This is a genomic window from Gemmata sp. SH-PL17 (genome assembly GCF_001610855.1).
GTDB lineage: Bacteria > Planctomycetota > Planctomycetia > Gemmatales > Gemmataceae > Gemmata > Gemmata massiliana.
Genome location: NZ_CP011271.1, coordinates 8,837,164 through 8,854,207, shown reverse-complemented (window position 1 = coordinate 8,854,207; position 17,044 = coordinate 8,837,164). Strand labels below are relative to the sequence as shown.

Below are 17,044 nucleotides of genomic sequence, written 5' to 3'. Positions count from 1 at the left end.
TGACACCGCGTTCCGCTGTCTACGATTCGTGGAGAAGTCCACGCCGAGGGTCTGATGAAAGTTCGTACCCGCTGGATCTTTCTCCTGATCGCCATCGCCCTCGTAGTGGTGGGTACAGTTGGCGCGACGGCTGTTTGGTGGCACATCGACCGAAACCGGCTCGACCCGCCGAAGGCCACGCTCTTGGCTCCCGAAGGCACCGTCAGCACAATCGCGTTCAGTCCCGATGGTCGCTGCCTGGCTGCTGGTAGCGGCCATGCAATCGTGGTGTGGGACCGGGCGACGCAACAACCCGTCCGGACCCTCAATCACCCCGCGACTGCTGCCGTGGTGTCTGTGGCGTATTCCCCAGACGGGAAACGGCTGGCTTCGGGATGCATAGACGGGCACTTGGCGGTGTGGGGCGTTGAACGAGGCGAGAAGCAACTGACACTTCAGGAAGGCGGATACGGGCCGCCCCCAAACAGAGAAACTGAGAGGTGCGTTGCAGCGGTACGCTTTTCACCGGACGGTCGAAACGTGGCGGCGGCTCACCACCCTTCATCGGGCGACGCCGTACCTAGCGAAGCCCGCGTGTGGGACGCTGTGAATGGGAAGGAAAAGCTGGTCCTGAACGGGCACCGTGGCCGGGTGAAGGCGGTCGCGTACTCACCCGACGGGATGTATCTCGTTTCCGGCGACGACAAGGGCGACGTGAAGCTATGGGATTCTGTAGACGGGAGCCTCCGCCGGAATCTCCCTCAACGGCATAATATTTTGGCCCTGTCGTTCGTCCCCAAGTGCGGGATGGTAGCCTACGGCGGCGGGTGGTCAGAGGCGACGGACGTCGTCACTATGTGCGACACGGTGACTGGGTCGGAAACCCGATTCCCGGGCTTGCCCCCGAACAGTATTGGCACCTACGTGATGTGCCTCGCGTTCTCTCCGGACAGCCGGACAATGGCGACAGGAGAGGTACTCAAAGACGGGAAGCATCCACACTGCGTGCGGCTGTGGGACGTGCCCACCGGCCGACTGATCCGAGTTTTCCGGTGTCCCTACTCGGTGAATGCCGTGGCCTTCTCCCCCGACGGAACCGAACTGGCAGCCGGGTGTACTGACAACGTGTCGGCAGGAGTGAGTGAAATTCGCGTCTGGGACGTTCCCCCGAAGCCCTGAGCGGATACGGCCGATCGCAGTTCGCCTTTGGTGAAAGTCACGTAAACCGAGAGCGCGGGCGCTCCGCACTCTCGAAGCGATCACTTCTCTTGCCTGACTCGACGCGCTTCGGCTACGCTCTCCGTGTTCGATTCCTCACGGAGATCACCCATGCGGGCACGGACGTTCGCGCTGGTTGCGCTTTTAGCAGCTTCACCACTCGTTGCTCACGCGCAGGATTTCAAGCAGTACGCCTCGGCGGACGGGAAGTACAAGGTGCTGTTCCCAGGCGCGGTGAAGACCGAAACGACCGACGTCCAGGCGGGCAAGGACACACTGAAGCTGACGATCGACTCGGTGGAACTGAAGGGCGACACCACATTCGTCGTGAGCTACATCGACGCCTCGGACGAGGTCGCGAAGAAGCCCGCCGGCCCGCGTCTCGAAAAGGTTCGCGACGGGAACAAGGGTGAAAAAGGGACGGTACTCGACGACAAGGAAATCACCATCGCAGTAGGCGACGAGAAGTTCTCCGGGCGCGACGTGTTGATCGAAACCCCCACCGGTTTTATTCGCAATAGAATGGTGATCGTCGGGAAGCGGCTCTACCAGGTGGTGGTGCAGGGGTCGAAGGAAGTCGTGACCTCGTCTTCCGCCGACAAGTTCATCACCTCGTTTGAAATCACCAAGTGACCGGAGGCGGCATGCGCACGGCCGTTATACTCGGGGTGGCGATCCTCTGCGTTACGGCGCCAGCCGCGGCGCAGCGCCAAAAGGACACCTACACCTCGACCGAAGGCAAGTACGCGATCAAGTTCCCGAACCAGCCAAAGACCTCGCGCCAGACCGCGAAGAGCGCGCTGGGCGACCTGGAAGTCAACATCGCGACCTTCGCCACTTCGGACGGGAACGTGTATGTGATGAGCTACACCGACTACCCGGTTGAAGCGACAAAGGCCGAAAACCACAAGACCCTGTTCAGCGGAATTCAGGACGGCGTCAAGGGAAGTAAAGGCGAGATCGTCAGTGAAAAGGCGCTCGAGTTCGGCCCGGAAAAGTTGCCCGGTCGCGAACTCATCGTAGATAGAGACAAGGGGAAGCAGCGAACAAAGTTCCGCGCGATACTCCGCGAGAACCGGCTTTACCAAGTGGCCGTTATTGGGACGGCTGAATTCGTGTCCGGCAAGGACGCGACTGCCTTCCTTGATTCGCTCGAACTGACCAAGTAACGAGGAGACGGTTCACATGCGAACGATGTTCACAGTAGCCGCGTTGATGGTGTTCGTTGGCACGGTTGGCGCCGACGACAAGAAGTTCGAGTCGAAGGAAGGCAAGTTCAGTGTAAAGTTCCCCGGCGATGAGAAGCCGAAGGCACTAACTCCGAAAGCCGGCGGTCTGGACCTGAACATCACGATCGTGGAGAAGGGCAAGAACGGCTTCGCGGTGATCTACTCGGACATGCCCGCGGACGTCATCAAAGGGGCCACGCCGCCCAAGTTGCTCGAAGGTGGTGAGAAGGGCCTCGTCGACATCTTCAAGGCGAAGGTCAACAAGTCGGCCGAAACGAAATTCAAAGCGAACGGGAAAGAGTTCCCGGCGCGCGAAATCTTCGCGGAGAAAGATAGCCTGAACCTGCGCGTGACACTCGTGCTGGTAGAAAACCGGCTGTACCAAGTGTTCGTCGTGTCCGAAGCGAAGGACGTTGTGACGGGGAAAGAAGCGGAGGATTTCGTGAAGTCGTTCGAGCTGGCAAAGTGAACCTGGCCTACCGCGGCCGTGTCCGAATCGATAACATGAGTGCGGGTCGGTTGTCACCCGCACGAATCGGGGCGTAGCGCAGTCTGGCTAGCGCGCCTGCCTTGGGAGCAGGAGGCCGTGGGTTCAAATCCCGCCGCCCCGACTTTTGACCGAGTACGAACGCTGTGAGGCTCGCGCGAACGGATTCACCGATCGCGCGAGCCTCACAGCGTTCTATACTCGCACAATGACCCCGAATCCCACGCCACGGTTCCTACCCCTATTCCTGATTGCGCTCGCGGTCCGAATTTGTACGGTTGCACTTGGTCTAGTGCTCGCGACACTTCCCCCCGATCCCTACTCCCACAACGAAACTCCCACGCACATTCGCGACGCCTGCAGTCTCAGCTCCGCGCGCCACATCGAACCGTGGTACCGGTGGGACGCAGTGTGGATGGCTGAAATCGCGGAGAAGGGGTTCGCCAATAGCACCCGCCCGGATGGTCAAAGTGGGGTCGCGTTTCAGCCCGCGATGCCCGCGAGCATGGCCCTCGCGAACCTGCTCGGCCTGAACATGTTTTGGGCCGGAGTGATAATCGCGAACCTCATTGGGGCAGCGGGTGCGGCGGTATTCGGGCGCGTCGCCTCGCACCTCCTCAACGATCCCGGTACGGCCTGGCGAACACTGGCGCTCCTGCTCACGTTCCCTACCGCGTTCTTTTTTTCCGCGGCCTACAACGAATCGTTTGGCCTGTTCTTCACCGCACTCGCACTTACGGCTTGGCTCCGGCACCGACCCATCACGGCCGGGCTCGCCTCACTCGGTGGATCACTCGCGCGATTAACAGGTGTCGCGCTCGGGGTCGCAGCCGCTTGTGATTGGGTCGCCAAGCGCGACCGAAAAGAACTCCCGCGCACTCTGGCTCTCGTGATCGGTAGCGCTGGCGGCATCGCGCTCTTCTGGGGCTTTCTGTGGTGGATCACGGACGACCCGTTCGCGAGCCTAAAAGCGCACTCGAAATGGGGACGGGCGCCACTATCGTGGAAGAACCCGTTCAGCACTATCGAATCTATCTACGATCCCACTTTGCCACATTGGGGTGAAGCATTTCTCGTGCTGGGTGTAACAGTTCTCGGAATTCGCGCGTGGCACAAGCGCGGAGCATTCTGGGGCGCGCTCACGTTGGTACCCGTGGCCCAGATGTTCGCATCTGGTACACTTCTGAGTGGCCACCGCGTTGTGCTCGCATCGCTACCCGCGTTCATCGAACTCGCCGACCTGCTCCGCTCCCGAAGGTTACTGTTCGCTGTGACATTAATTGGGTTCACCTTCGCGCAACTCGTTTTGCTGAATCGTTTCATCCACTGGCAGTTCGCGGGGTAGGGCGGTGCAATTGCGCTAATTCTGCTTTGCGCTCCAATTGTCGCGCCAGTGATTCGGACAATTCCATTTCGCTTTCCTTGCACTCTCCAGAACACGCACTAGTATTTCGACCCCCTCTTTACCTATCTTGGTCACTGGCGAGTTCGGTTCCTTCATCGAGTGCCCGCGATGAATCGTCGGATCTTTCTGAAAGCGGCTCTTGCTTCGGTCGTGCCGGGGTTGGGGTGTGGTGTTGCGTATGGACTGTTCGAGTCGGGTTGGGTTCAGGTTACGCGGCCCACGATCGCGCTCCCGCACCTGCCAAAAGAATTCGACGGTACGACGGTCGCTCTCCTCACCGACATTCACCACGGCCCGTTCACCTCGCTCGATTACGTCAACGCGGTGGTGCGAACCACTCTCGCCCTGCGCCCCGACCTGATCGTTCTGGGCGGCGACTACTCCCTCAAGGAAGAGAAATACATTCGCCCGTGCTTTCATGCGATGGCCGCACTTGACGCTCCGCTGGGCGTGTTCGGTGTTCTCGGGAATCACGATTACTGGCACGGGCTGGATGCAACTCGGGCCGGCTTTCGAGAAGCGGAAATAGGCGAGTTGACGAACCGCGGTGTCTGGATCGAGCGCAACGGTAGCCGGTTCCGTTTGGCAGGTGTCGATGATTTGTGGATGGGTAAGGTCGACGTGAAGGCCGCACTCGGCGATGCCACGATCGAAGATGCGTGTTTGCTCCTGAGCCACAACCCGGACGTCGCGGAGAAAATGCGCGACCCGCGCGTCGGCCTGATCTTGAGCGGTCACACGCATGGTGGTCAGGTCGTGTTTCCGACCGGTGACGCACCGTTCGTTCCCAGCCACTACGGGACCAAGTACCTGAAGGGACTCGTTCAAGCTCCGAACACGCAGGTATACATCTCGCGCGGCCTCGGTACCACGAGCGCGCCGTTCCGCGTCGGGAGCCGCCCCGAGTTGACGTTCATGACGCTGCGAAGTGCATAGTTCTACCACCGCGCTCGTGTGGCAAAAACAAAGCCACCGAGTACGAACCACGCAAGTAGCCTGAAAGCGCCGCGGCGCGGCAGTTTTCCACCTCCTGCCGCTTTACCAACTCCCGCTATACCATTCCCGGCCCGCGCTTCCGCGGGCGAATAGCACTTAAAGGAGTGACCATGCGCACGCTGCTCGCACTGGGATTAGTGGCCACGGTGTTCGGGGCTTATGCTGTTGCCGACGACAAGAAAGACCCGACGACCGGTAAGTGGGTGATCGAATCCGTCACCCGCGACGGAAAGCCGAACAACGCGCTCAAGGGAGCAACCCGCGAACACACCGACGGCAAGTACACGCTCACACCGGTGAAGGACTCGAAGGCCGCCCCCACGACCGGCACCTACACGCTCGACACCACCAAGTCGCCGGTCACCATCGACATCAAACCAAAAGGCGGCACCTACGACGGCAAGACGCTCCTCGGCATCGCGAAACTCGATGGCGACACTCTGACGGTCGCGTTCGCCGAACCGGGTAAGGACCGGCCGACGAAGTTCGAGAGCGCTGAAGGCAGTGGGATCGTGGTCGCAGTCCACAAGAAGGCGAAGTAGTCGCGTAAATGCAAAGGGCCGGTGTGAGCCGACCGGTGAAACTCCACATCGTACTGTGTGGAAGTCTCACCAGTCGGCTCGCACCGGCCCCTCGCCAAGCGGAGTAAGCAGTTTACTTCTTCAGCGACTCTTTCAAACTCGATAAGAACTCGACCAAGTCTCGCAGTTCGCGCCGCGACAACTTCTTGTGCAAGTCGTCCGGCATCGCGCTCGGCCCGGTCCGACGCGCGACAATGTCTTCCGTCGGGATCGTCAGTTCCTTCGCCTCCGCGGTGACGAGTTTCACCTGCTTCTTGTCCTCGGCCTTAATGATGCCGGTCACGACGCGGTCGTCGGCCAGCGTCAACACCGCAGTCTCGTAACCCTTCGCGATCTTCGCGTTCGGGAGTGCGATCGCTTCGAGCAGGTAGCGCCGGTCTTTTTGCACATCAGCCGCGATCCCGTTCAGCGCGGGACCAACGTCACCACCCTGACCGTCGAGCCGGTGGCACCGCTGACAGTAAACCGCGGAGTTATTCAGGAAGATGTTGCGACCCTTCTCGATGTCGCCGCCTTCGAGCGATTCGAGGAACGGTGCGAGCTTGTTACCGTTCGCCTCGTTCGCAATCTTGTTTTGACCCGAGCGGTACTTCTCCACCTTCGGCTTGAGCTGTGTGTACAGCTTCAGCTTGGATGTGTTAGCCCGCTGTTCGGCTGCATCGAGCACGTCGAGTACCAGTGCGGCGGGAACCTTGCCGCTACCCACCCGATCGAGCCACTCGGACAGCAGTTTATCTGTCTCCTCCGAAGCCTTCTGAGTCGCGAGAATCGCGAAAGCGCCCTGCTTCTCAGCGAGCGAAGTCTTCTCATCTTCAAGTAAGGCGGGCAGTGCTTTCAAAACGGTACTCGCATCAAAGTGCGACTGCACGGTTCGCCCCGCAGCGCGAAGGCGCGGTTCGTCACTCGATAGTGCGTAAGCCGCGAGTTCCTTCATGCCCGCGTCCTTGAGGGCCTCCACCGCAAACAGCGCTTCCACTCGGGTACCAACTGGGTTCTTCGCGTCCTTCACGAGCGCGGCCATCGCCGGACCGAACTCCTTGAGGTTCAACTTCGCAGCGACTTGAGCAGCTTCTTTGCGAACGGTGTCCGAACCCGCGAACACACCGACACCCGCCTTCTTGAGCGCGTTGACGGCAATGCTCGAGTCGCGCGGAGCGATGTCGAGCGTCAGCCCGGTGATCGGATCGCGGCGCAGCGGCTTCGTCCAGTCGCCGAGTAACTTGAGCGCGAACGCGCGAACGTAATCCGGTTCACTTTGACGTGCGGCGAAGGTCGCAACACGACCAGCGGCTTCGGGGGTGCCCAGGCAGTAGTTCGCAGCCAGCGCGCGGAAAGCAATCGCATCCGGCTGACCGGCCTTATCCGCGAACTTCGCCAGTGCCTCGCCATTACCAATGCGCTCGTCGTAGATCGCCCGCGCCGCTTCGGTGACGATCCCGGTATCAGCGTCTGCGAGGAACTCGGCGACCTTGTCACTCTTGTGCTTCCGCAGCGCGAGCACAACGCCCAGGCGCACTGCGGGCACGTCGTACTTATCTTTCGCCTGCTCCTTCGCAACCTTCAACGCATTCACCAGATCCACGGGATTACGAGCCGCGTGAACCAATCCCATTACGGCTGCGTGCCGGAGGTACGGATCTTTGTTGTTGTTTGCCTTGAGCAAATCAAAGAGAGGAGCAAACTGTGTCATCTCCGACGCGGGGTAGGTCGGCAAAGCGAATCCTGGACCAGCACTCTTGCCAAACGCGACTGCAGCGGCGGCCTTCACGCGATCATCCGGGTCGACAAACGTTTTCAGGATCGCTACCCGAATATCATTTATCTCTGACACATTCCTGCCGGAGTGGACTACTACCCGGCCCAGTTGCTCAATTGCCGCACGCTTCACCTCAGTATTTTCGTTCGTCACGAGAGCGAGCAACGCCCCCCAAGCAGACTCGGTCTTCCGAGCAATTTGGCCGAATCCCCACACCGCGTGCAGCCGGGCGAGTTGGCTCTTCGAGTTTTTCAGCACACCGGTGAACGCCATCGTCGCGTCTTCTACCTTCCGCGAAGCTAACTCAAACTGGGCCTCCTGGCGAACTTGCTGGTGCGGGAATTCGAGCAGCTTGGCCAGTTCCGCAACGCTCTTCTTCTCGAAGCCCTCCGCGAGCAACTTCTGGGCCTCGGCCACCTGCGGATTCTTTATCGCCACCGGGTCAGTAACGCGGAAAATGCGCCCACGGTTCTGCGGCGCCCACCCGCCAACCCAGTCGGACCAGTAGAACGCGCCGTCCGGTCCGAACTCGCAGTCGGTCGGAACCAGCCCGCGCACGAACGGTTCAGGCTTACTGATCTCGAAACCCGCGCCCTTCGGCTTCACGGCCAGCGACCAGATCACACTGTTGCTGGCGCTCGAAGTGAAGTCGCACGCGAAGAAGTGGTCCTTGTACTTGTCGTTCAGCCCGAGCCCCGGGTAGTGCGTGATGCCCGCGGGTCCGTTCCCGAAGTTTGCCAGAGGCGGGACGATCCACGCCGGTTGCCCATCGTGCTGCGGCAGCCACAACTTCTCCGTGTTCCATGCGCCACGATTACCCTGTGGCACCGCCGGCGTGTGGTAACCGGTGCTGTACTGGAAGCCCCCGCGCCACCCGCTGTCGCCACCCTCAACAATGTGAACCCACCGCGCCCGGTCGCCGCTGTCACAGTTGTTATCAAAAGTGAACAGGTTGCCGAAGTCATCGAACGCGATCTCCTGCGGGTTCCGCAACCCGGAGTGAACGACTTCGAGGTTCCTCCCGTCCGGGTCGCACCGCAGCACCGCACCGGTGTTCGGGTATTCGAGTTTCTTTCCTTCCTTAGTGGTCACCGTGAACCCGCGGTCGCCGATGCTGAAGTACAGCTTCCCGTCCGGTCCCATACGGAGGCCGTGCAGGTCGTGACCGAGGAACTGCACCGTCGGCCCGAACCCGGTGAACAGCGACTTCTTTTCGTCGGCCTTGTTCGTCCCCTTCGTGTCCTTCAGAACGTACAGGTCGGGGATACACGTGAAGTACACCTGCCCCTTGCGGGCGAGCACGCCGGCCGCGAGTCCGTCCTGGGGCCGGTTGTAACCGCCCGAAAACACTTCACTCTTGTCCGCCTTACCGCTCCCGGTACTGTCCCACACCACCCGCAGTTGGTCCTCGTACTTCTCGTAGCCCTTGAAGTTGTGCTTCCGGTACATCGCGAGCAGGTCGTCGATGCTCCGGTTCGCAAGGTCTTCGTCGAGCCAGTACATGTGCGCGCGAGTGTCGGGCACGCCATGCTCGAAGCGCGTCGTCTCCGCAACGAACGCGCGGCCCTTCTCATCAAAGCAAAAACTCACGGGATTCATCATCAGTGGGGCCGCGGCCCACACGTCTACCTTCAACCCCTTCTCAGCGGGTTGAACCTGGGCCAGTGCGTCCTCGTCGCCGGACTTTCCCTTCGCGGGTTGAGCGCCCGCAGTCGGCGTACTGTTGGGCGAAATTGTGAAAAGTAACGCGACCAACGGCGGTAGCGCAACGAAATAGCGAGACATAGAGGAGATGCTCCGGGGCGGGAATTCAGCGGATGTATTGAGGCTACCGCAGACGGGTAAATGCGGCAACCGCGGGAAGTGGGTCCGGCGGCAATCAATTAAAACACCGACCCGGGTATCGGCGCCAGATTATTCTGACACCAAAACCCGGGTCGGCATATTGTTTCAAATTTAACAAACCACAGAATCAGGGGCCTTTCTTCGGCATTTTGAGGCCTGTGGGGTCACCCGATCCCTTTTGCAAAGGAGTCATCGTCCCGATCGTCTTGTTCGGGTCAGACGTGTCAACAGCGCCGCTCGGGAACTTCTTGTCTTCGCACCCGACAGCCGTCAAGAACACACCGGCAACAAGGAGAGAAAAGCACTTCTTCATCGGAGTTTGGCCTCGATTCGATGGAACGGGTCCGTGCCGGGGAGTTGGCGACAGACCGGAGAGAATTTAACGTGTTTCAACGGAACGGGCCGCGGGGCGACGGGGATGAATCCCGGTCCCGCGGCCCAGCAAACCGGGCCAGTCACCGCCTCATCCGCAGAGGCGGACACGGGCGTCACTCGCTCACGACGGAGCCGTCACCGACACCGTTTACCGCGACCCAAATCGGCCAGGACATACTGGTGCTAATACTGCCGACCGAACCGTCCGCACGGGCCACGTTGACCGAACTCCCGTGCATCGAACTGGCGCCCGGCCACTCACAGTTAATGCCCCACGCGGTCAGGTAGGTCGGCGGGAAGCTATACGGCGCGGTGAGCCCGCTGAGCCATTGTCCGTCCACGCTCGGAGTGGCGGAACCGTCCGGACCCATGAACGGAGGGAACTTCGAGGTGCCAGCGTACCCGGTGAAGACAAACGCCGCGCGGAACACCGATTCGCCGCCACGGGCCCGGCGAATGCCGCCGCCCTGCGCGTTAAACGGACCGTTCTTGAAGCCGTAGCTCGTGACTTCAGCGACGGCCACGACGTTCGACGTACCGTCGGTGACGTCGGCGAACTTGAACGTCCGGTTGACCGTGAACAACCCAGAATAGTCACCCGTCGTGCCCGTGCCCGGGTTAAAAACAGCGGTCGTCCACCAGTGATAACCTTCGCTACCGGCGTAGTTCGTAACGGCGAGGTTGTGCGTTTCGTCAGACTTGCCGAAGCCGCCGTCGGACGGACAACGCAAGAGCCCCACGTCGGTCGCGGTGATCGCTTGCCCCCACGCGGGAGCGTTGATGTTCGTCTGCTTGAACAGATTGTCTTGCTCCACGAACGGTAGCAAGTGCGTCAGCCAGGTGTGGTGATTGGGCGGAGCATTCGTGGCCGGCACCGGCTTGGCCACCGTGAGTACACCAGCCGCCGGGAACTTCCCGTTGGAGTCGTGGAAGTTGTGCAGCGCCAACCCGATCTGCTTGAGGTTGTTCTGACACTTCATCCGGGCCGCGGCCTCACGGACCTTTTGGACCGCGGGAAGCAGCAGCCCAATCAGGATCGCGATGATCGCAATGACGACCAACAACTCGATTAGCGTAAATCCCCTACGCGAACGCATAAAACACCGTTGGGAGAGAGAAAAAATGACAGCGGGAACGGCTCCGAGCAAAGAACGGCTTGAGCAAAAAAGAGAATTGGAAGCAGAAACCACCTCGGTTTCGACTCATCAACTACATGATCCTAAACCGACCTGATAATTATCGCCAGCAAAAAATTCATAAGAGCGGGCGGTGCCTTCTCATAGTTCAGTACAATAGTGCGTCGAAATCCCGGCCGCCCGCTTGCGAGCGCGAATCCACCTCTCATTCGTAACACGTTCCCGTCTCAGAACTTCGCGATCGTGCTTTTCGCACTCTCGAACAAATTAACATCGTCGTTGTCATCAAGGGCCGCGAAGCGGTCACGGATGCGGCGGAACGCAAGCTTCAGGAAGTATTTGCCGGACACGGTGTCTGCGTAAGGATCGGCCCCGATCGATTTGCCGTTACCGCCCTTGCCCGCGAGCAAGTGATCGAGGCGTGCTAGTACACACGAACTCACATACAGGTCAATCGCAATGTCCGCGATGCGTTCGTGAACCAGTTCGGCCTGCGCGAACGTCGCTTCGTCCTTCAGCGCCATGAACACGTGCGGTAACTTCAGCCCGAACTCGCGAACCAGGCGCGCCAGCGTGTAGCCGTCTTCAGTGAGTTCACTCGATTGAACCGGCACGGTCGGCGCGCTGGTCGTCAGCCACGGGGCCGCGAGCTTACCGACCACTCCCAACGACTGACCGATCTTGCGCAGGCTCCAGCGCCCGCCGAGCATGTCGTCTTGCAGGCCTTTCAGGTACATCCCCGGTCCGCGGCACCCCACGACCGCGATGAATGCCTTCAAGACGTCGTTCGCGCCCTCACCGATCGTGTTGATGCGGGCGTCGCGCATCCAGCGCTCGATCGGCTGATCGCAGAAGTACCCCTTCCCGCCGTAGACCTGGAGCGTGTCGTTCACGATCGTCCACAGGTGCTCCGTCGCGAACACCTTCAGAATGGCCGTTTCGAGCATATAGTCCGGCGCACCCCGGTCGATGAATGCGGCGCACTCTGCGGTCGCGGCCTCCATCGCGAAACAGTGCGCCGCGGCGAACGCGATCTTCTTCTGAACGAGGTGGAACTCACTGAGCGGCTGCTGGAACTGCACACGCTTCTTGGCGTGCTCGGTCATCGCTTTAATGCACGCTTTCGCATGACCAGTACACGTCGCACCGAATGTCACCCGCCCGTAGTTGAGTACCGTGAGCGCGGCCTGAAGCCCGCGCCCGATCTGCCCCAGAATGTTTTCTTTTGGCACGCGCATGTTGGTGAACCGCATCTTGCCTGTTGCGGTTCCCCGAATGCCGCACTTCTCCGCGCGTGCCTCAATGACCTCGAACCCCGGCATGTCGGGAGTCACGAGAAACGCCGTCACCTTCCCCTTCGGGTTGGACGGGTCCGGTGTACGGGCCATGACGGTGAGGATGTGCGCGATCCCACCATTCGTGATGTAGTGCTTCGTACCGTTGAGAATGTAAGCCGAACCGTCTTCTGTCGGCGTTGCGACCGACTGCACGTTCCCCGCGTCCGAGCCCGCTTCCGGCTCCGTGAGGGCGAAAGCACACAACTTCGAGCCGTCGTACAACCCCGGCAGCCACTTGGCTTGTTGTTCCTTGCTGCCGAACAGACACAGTGCCCGAACGCCAATGCTGTGGTGCGCGTTCACGAACACAGCGACACTTGCGTCGTGCCCGCCGAGAATCTCCATCGTCTTGAGGTACTGCTGTTGGCCGAAGCCCAGGCCACCGTATTCGGGCGGGATCGTCAGTTTGTACATGCCGATGTCGGCCAGTCCCTGAACCACGCTGTCCGGGATGCGGGCCTCGCGGTCGATCTTCATGTGGTCGATGTGCGCGTCCGCAAAGTTCCTCACCTTCGCGGCCATCTCGTCCGCGGCGGCCTGCTTGTCGGCGGGGAGAGTGGGGTACGGGTAAAGCAGTTCGCCCTTGAACTTGCCGAAGAACAGCGCTTTCGCGAAGCCGACGTCCGGCCCCGCGATGAGTTCTTCGACTTCCTTGCGCTGTTCGTCGATTTGCTGCGCAGTGAGAGCCATTGGCGCACCCCTTAGTGCCGGCACGAGAGAGGAAAAAGCGGCCGAGCTGTAATGCAGTATTATACCGCACTCAGCAAAGGTGAATCGTGTCCGCCCGCGTGCCCCCGGATTTCCGAAACCGCGTACAATATCACAACGAACGCCAGGATTCGCTCTCCCGGAGCCACAGTTGAGTAAGACGACCCATAGCGCCGTTCCCTGCGAAGCCGACGAAGCCCCGCGCCCACCGAACCACATGCCTGCACTGACAGTGGATCACGAACGGTTACGGCACGCGGTGCGCGAAATCCTGATTGCCGTGGGTGAGAACCCGGACCGCGAGGGACTGCTGGAAACACCAGACCGCGTCGCGCGCATGTACGCGGAGATCTTCTCGGGGCTGCGCACCGACCCGGCAATCTACCTCCAGAAGACGTTCACGCAAAAGCACGATGAGATGGTGCTTGTGAAGGACATCGAGTTCTCGTCGTGCTGCGAACACCACCTGCTCCCGTTCCTCGGGAAAGCCCACATCGCGTACCTGCCGAACGGCCAAATCGTCGGCCTCTCAAAGCTCGCTCGTGTGGTGGAAGCCGTTGCGAAGCGCCCCCAAGTTCAGGAGCGCATGACGGAAGAGATCGCCGACCTCATCATGACGCACCTCAAGGCCCGCGGGGTTGGCGTGGTGATCGAAGCGAGCCACTCGTGCATGACCATTCGCGGCGTGCGCAAACCCGGGGCAATGACCATTACGAGTTCCATGCGCGGCGGGTTCCTCGACAACCCCGCCACCCGCGCCGAAATGATGGCGCTCGTTTTCGGGCGCTAGCCAAATGAACGAGTTTCGGGGAGAAACAGCGCTACCCTGCCTGTATTCTGGACGCCTTCGCCCGAATCCCGGACCCCGAATCCCGTGCTAGACGAGAAGCAAATCACCGACGACCTCCGCGGCCAGTTCCGCGGGCGGTTGCACTTCGACCGGCTCACGCGCGGGCTGTTCGCCACCGATGCCAGCCCGTTCCAGATCGATCCCCACGCGGTCGCGGTTCCCGAAGACACCGAAAGTATCGCGGCTCTCGTTCGCTACTGCCACGAACACACCATTCCCCTCACTCCACGCGGCGCGGGAACCGGCCTCGCCGGGGAGTCTCTGAACTCCGGCATCGTGTTGGATCTGAGCGTTCATTTCCGCCGCGTGCTCGCTGTGGGGGCGGATACGGTAACGGTTCAACCCGGTGTAGTGCTAAACGAACTCAATGCGGCGCTCGCAAAAGTGGGCCGGCGCTTCGCACCGAACCCGGCCAGTTCCGCGACCTGCACCATCGGCGGGATGATCGCGACGAACGCCTCTGGCGGAAATTCCTTCCACTATGGCTACACGCGCGATTACGTCGCGGGGCTGGAAGTCGTGTGGGACAACGGAGAAGTAAGAAACGTAGGAAGCGGGAGACCTACCCCCCCGTCCCTAGCAGAGCAGGTGTCCGCTGAGTCTCCTCCCCCTTCCTTCTTAGGGAAGGGGGTTGGGGGGTTAGGTTCTGTCTCTAACCCCTCCCCAACCACGCCCCTAAACGGAGAGGGGCTTAAAACAACACGCCACGACACACTCACCCAAGAAGTCACCAAGCTCCTGAACTTCAACGCCGAACGCATCGCGATCACGCGCACGCGGACGCCGTTTGATCGGTGTGCGTACCAGCTCCACGGCGTCCTCAATGGAGATGTAGTTGACCTCGCAAAGCTGCTCGTCGGGTCCGAAGGCACGCTCGGGGTTATTACCGAGGCCACTCTGCGCGCAATCCCGCTCCCCGGTGGAACGTGTCTCGCGCTGATCGGTTTCCCCACACTCGACGCGGCCGTGCGCGCGGGGCTCGCACTGCGACGATACGGCCCGGTCGCGTGTGATCTGCTCGACCGCCGGCTGCTCTCACTCACACGCGGAACGGGCATTCCGGACGTAGGCGCGGCGCTCATGGTTGTATTCGAGGCCGACACCGAGCGCGAAGCGACCGAGCGCGCATGGGGCGCGATCGAATCGCTGCAACGGGAGCACATTCTGCGCGTGCTCGCCGAACCGACCTGCGACCCCGAGGGCATCGCGCACATTCGCGGTATTCGCGCGGCCGCGGTATCGGGCCTATACGCACAAAACGGTCAGCGCCCGGTCGCGTTCGTCGAAGACATCGGGGTACCGGCCGATTCGCTCCCCGAGTTCCTCACCAAAGCACAGGACATTCTGAAGCAGTTCGAGACGAGCGGCACGTTCCTCGTTCACGCTCTCACCGGCCAAGTTCACACGCGCCCGCTGCTCGACCTCAACGAACCCACTGACCGCGCCAAGCTGTGGCCGCTCGCGGAAGCCATCCACGGACTGGCACTCGCGCTCCACGGAACCGTTAGCACACAGCACGGTACCGGCCTCGCCCGCACACCGTGGGTCGAGCGACAGTACGGTCCGCTCGTTCCCGTCTTCCGCGAGCTAAAGCGGATCTTCGACCCGAAAGGCATTCTGAACCCTGGGAAGATCGTCGGCCCCGATCCGAGTCGCGAAGCGTGGCCCCTGCGCCCAGCGTTCCGAAATCAGGAACCCGAGACAACCGCCACCGAAAAAGAGAATAAAGAGCACGGCAACGAACCAGCCGAGCCGTCCGTTCGACCATCTTCTGCTACCCCGCTACTCGTGTGGTCTTCGTCTTCCCCGGAAGCGGAAGTGCGCCGGTGCAACGGGTGCGGCGACTGCCGAACTCGCACCGCACCAGACCGAATGTGCCCATCTTTCCGAGCGACCGGAAACGAAGCCGCCACTCCGCGTGCGATGGCGAACACGCTCCGCGTGCTGGCCGACCCGACGGCCGCGACCCCAGAAGAAGTGCGCGCGGTGGCCGAGTTGTGTGTGAACTGCAAGATGTGCCGCGACGATTGCAACGCGAAGGTCAACGTCCCCAAACTCATGCTCGAAGCCAAAGCCCAGCGCTTCGCAGAGCACGGCCTGGAGCGCGGCGACTGGATTCTAGCCCGCGCGGAGGGATTGGCGTCGATCGGGAGTAACTTCGCGCCCATCGTGAACGCGATGCTCGGTCGGCGCTCAGTGCGCTGGCTCATGGAGAAATTCGTTGGCATCTCGCGCCAGCGCCGGCTTCCCGCGTTCTCGCTCCGCACCTTCTTCCGGCGCGCACGCGGACTCGGCCTAACGCGCCGAAAACGACGGACCGGAGATCAAAGAACAAACCACGCGCTCCCGTCCCTAGTGCCTCACACATCGGACCGCGTTGCGCTCTTCGTGGATGTGTTCGCGGCGTACAACGACCCGCTCATCGGAATGGCCGCGGTCGCGGTGTTACAGCACCACGGAATCGAAGTGTTCGTTCCACCGCGACAGGTCGGCAGCGGCATCGCACCGTTCGCAAAAGGAGACCTCGAATCCGCCCGCGAATCAGCCCTGCGCAACGTGCGCGTGTTCGCGGACCTCACGCGCGAGGGCTATCGCATCGTCTGCCTCGAACCGACGTCCGCTCTCATGCTGACGCAGGACTACCTGGACATTCTCCCGGACCCCGACACCGCGGCCGTCGCTGCGAACACGGTCGAACTCACCGCGTACCTCAACGAACTTCACACAGCCGGTCGCCTCCGCACGGACTTCCGCAAGCTCGATGTGACCCTCGGGCACCACGTTCCCTGTCACATGAAAGCCCTGCGCCGCACCGCACCGGCCCTCACACTGCTCCAACTCATTCCCGGTCTGCGGGTGCATACAATTGACGCGGGTTGCTCGGGCATGGCGGGCACGTGGGGCTTGAAATCCGAGAACTACGCGACGTCACTCGCGGCCGGTGCGGGAATGCTCGCAGAACTAAATCGCCCGCGCGTGCTGTTCGGTTCAACCGAGTGCAGTGCGTGCCGGATGCAGATGGAAGAAGGCAGTGGGAAGCGCACGCTCCACCCTGTGCAGTACCTCGCTTACGCTTACGGCCTGCTCCCCGAACTCGAACCGCGGTTCCACAAGCCCCTCGGCGACCTCGTGAGCGACTGAC

Annotated in this window: 12 protein-coding genes and 1 tRNA gene; 10 read left to right on the top strand and 3 right to left on the bottom strand. The window is 61.3% G+C overall.

From position 1 onward, the window contains the following. Window positions 1-54: 54 nt before the first annotated feature. From VT84_RS37045 to VT84_RS37010, 8 genes are all read left to right on the top strand, one after another. Entirely contained in the window at window positions 55-1,158 is a 1,104-nt protein-coding gene (locus VT84_RS37045; RefSeq protein WP_082843091.1) for a WD40 repeat domain-containing protein, read from the top strand. Between the two features lie 150 nt (window positions 1,159-1,308). Beyond that, the gene (locus VT84_RS37040) at window positions 1,309-1,830 is read left to right on the top strand and encodes a hypothetical protein (RefSeq protein ID WP_082843090.1); all 522 of its coding nucleotides are present in this window, start codon (window positions 1,309-1,311) and stop codon (window positions 1,828-1,830) included. Between the two features lie 11 nt (window positions 1,831-1,841). After that, window positions 1,842-2,366: a hypothetical protein gene (locus VT84_RS37035; protein WP_082843089.1), complete on the top strand. Its 525-nt coding sequence runs from the start codon at window positions 1,842-1,844 to the stop codon at window positions 2,364-2,366. 16 nt (window positions 2,367-2,382) lie between these two features. Then, window positions 2,383-2,895: a hypothetical protein gene (locus VT84_RS37030; RefSeq protein WP_052549663.1), complete on the top strand. Its 513-nt coding sequence runs from the start codon at window positions 2,383-2,385 to the stop codon at window positions 2,893-2,895. 67 nt (window positions 2,896-2,962) lie between these two features. Beyond that, window positions 2,963-3,037 (top strand) — tRNA-Pro (locus tag VT84_RS37025). A 291-nt stretch (window positions 3,038-3,328) separates the two neighbouring features. After that, complete coding sequence (locus VT84_RS37020) at window positions 3,329-4,258, top strand: hypothetical protein (protein ID WP_157470275.1); 930 nt, start codon at window positions 3,329-3,331, stop codon at window positions 4,256-4,258. A 168-nt stretch (window positions 4,259-4,426) separates the two neighbouring features. Then, window positions 4,427-5,254, top strand: a complete 828-nt coding sequence (locus VT84_RS37015) for a metallophosphoesterase (RefSeq protein ID WP_082843087.1) — start codon at window positions 4,427-4,429, stop codon at window positions 5,252-5,254. A gap of 170 nt (window positions 5,255-5,424) precedes the next feature. Continuing rightward, window positions 5,425-5,856 carry a TIGR03067 domain-containing protein gene (locus VT84_RS37010; protein WP_082843086.1) on the top strand — a complete coding sequence of 144 codons (432 nt, stop codon included), beginning with the start codon at window positions 5,425-5,427 and terminating at the stop codon, window positions 5,854-5,856. Window positions 5,857-5,968: 112 nt separating this feature from the next. On the opposite strand, the gene VT84_RS37005 is transcribed toward VT84_RS37010, so the two are convergent. The 3 genes from VT84_RS37005 to VT84_RS36990 all read right to left on the bottom strand — a co-directional run bounded on the left by VT84_RS37005 (window position 5,969) and on the right by VT84_RS36990 (window position 13,034). Further along, window positions 5,969-9,436: a PVC-type heme-binding CxxCH protein gene (locus VT84_RS37005; protein ID WP_082843085.1), complete on the bottom strand. Its 3,468-nt coding sequence runs from the start codon at window positions 9,434-9,436 to the stop codon at window positions 5,969-5,971. A gap of 548 nt (window positions 9,437-9,984) precedes the next feature. Further along, the gene (locus tag VT84_RS36995; RefSeq protein ID WP_082843516.1) at window positions 9,985-10,968 is read right to left on the bottom strand and encodes a DUF1559 domain-containing protein; all 984 of its coding nucleotides are present in this window, start codon (window positions 10,966-10,968) and stop codon (window positions 9,985-9,987) included. Between the two features lie 266 nt (window positions 10,969-11,234). After that, on the bottom strand, window positions 11,235-13,034 hold the full coding sequence (locus VT84_RS36990; RefSeq protein ID WP_082843084.1) for an acyl-CoA dehydrogenase family protein: 1,800 nt from the start codon (window positions 13,032-13,034) through the stop codon (window positions 11,235-11,237). Window positions 13,035-13,269: 235 nt separating this feature from the next. Between VT84_RS36990 and folE the strand changes: the two genes are divergently transcribed. Together folE and VT84_RS36980 are read left to right on the top strand one after the other, a co-directional pair. Beyond that, on the top strand, window positions 13,270-13,842 hold the full coding sequence (gene folE / locus VT84_RS36985) for a GTP cyclohydrolase I FolE (protein ID WP_082843083.1): 573 nt from the start codon (window positions 13,270-13,272) through the stop codon (window positions 13,840-13,842). Window positions 13,843-13,926: 84 nt separating this feature from the next. Continuing rightward, window positions 13,927-17,043 (top strand): FAD-binding and (Fe-S)-binding domain-containing protein, encoded by a 3,117-nt coding sequence (locus tag VT84_RS36980; protein ID WP_082843082.1) that lies wholly within the window; start codon window positions 13,927-13,929, stop codon window positions 17,041-17,043. Window position 17,044 lies beyond the last annotated feature (1 nt).

Excerpts from the sequence above, each read along its gene's own strand:
- VT84_RS37045 (WP_082843091.1), top strand. The coding sequence starts at position 55 with ATGAAAGTTCGTACCCGCTGGATCTTTCTCCTGATCGCCATCGCCCTC.
- VT84_RS37040 (WP_082843090.1), top strand. The coding sequence starts at position 1,309 with ATGCGGGCACGGACGTTCGCGCTGGTTGCGCTTTTAGCAGCTTCACCA.
- VT84_RS37035 (WP_082843089.1), top strand. The coding sequence starts at position 1,842 with ATGCGCACGGCCGTTATACTCGGGGTGGCGATCCTCTGCGTTACGGCG.
- VT84_RS37030 (WP_052549663.1), top strand. The coding sequence starts at position 2,383 with ATGCGAACGATGTTCACAGTAGCCGCGTTGATGGTGTTCGTTGGCACG.
- VT84_RS37020 (WP_157470275.1), top strand. The coding sequence starts at position 3,329 with ATGGCTGAAATCGCGGAGAAGGGGTTCGCCAATAGCACCCGCCCGGAT.
- VT84_RS37015 (WP_082843087.1), top strand. The coding sequence starts at position 4,427 with ATGAATCGTCGGATCTTTCTGAAAGCGGCTCTTGCTTCGGTCGTGCCG.
- VT84_RS37010 (WP_082843086.1), top strand. The coding sequence starts at position 5,425 with ATGCGCACGCTGCTCGCACTGGGATTAGTGGCCACGGTGTTCGGGGCT.
- VT84_RS37005 (WP_082843085.1), bottom strand. The coding sequence starts at position 9,436 with ATGTCTCGCTATTTCGTTGCGCTACCGCCGTTGGTCGCGTTACTTTTC.
- VT84_RS36995 (WP_082843516.1), bottom strand. The coding sequence starts at position 10,968 with ATGCGTTCGCGTAGGGGATTTACGCTAATCGAGTTGTTGGTCGTCATT.
- VT84_RS36990 (WP_082843084.1), bottom strand. The coding sequence starts at position 13,034 with ATGGCTCTCACTGCGCAGCAAATCGACGAACAGCGCAAGGAAGTCGAA.
- folE (WP_082843083.1), top strand. The coding sequence starts at position 13,270 with ATGCCTGCACTGACAGTGGATCACGAACGGTTACGGCACGCGGTGCGC.